General features: G+C 35.5%; 1 protein-coding gene. It reads right to left on the minus strand.

Annotation, left to right across the window (positions count from 1 at the left end; translation table 11 throughout):
- A partial coding sequence (locus COO03_RS23255) for an HNH endonuclease (RefSeq protein WP_170958182.1) occupies positions 1 to 293 on the minus strand: 293 nt, incomplete at both ends.

The following is a 293-nucleotide window of genomic DNA, read 5'->3' on the forward strand; positions in this document are numbered from 1 at the left end:
TTCTTGAAACTGTGTTTGATTTTCCCTTGATGAAATTTTTGATGACATTCTTCATGTACAGTTACAAGGTTATCTGCCATATCAGAGCCACCGTTGCATCGTTCAATGATATGATGCGTATGCAAAATACCACCTTTTTTCTTGCAAATTTGACACGTATAGTTATCTCTCGCAAATACGTAATATCTTGTATTCCAAAAGCCAAAGGCATCTCCTTGTTGATATTCGATTCCTTGTATGTCAGGATTTTTTAGTTTTTGCGCATCAAATTTCCCTACTTCGACAATGACTTT

The organism is Bacillus sp. AFS098217, from assembly GCF_002551815.1.
Lineage (GTDB): Bacteria > Bacillota > Bacilli > Bacillales > Bacillaceae_G > Bacillus_A.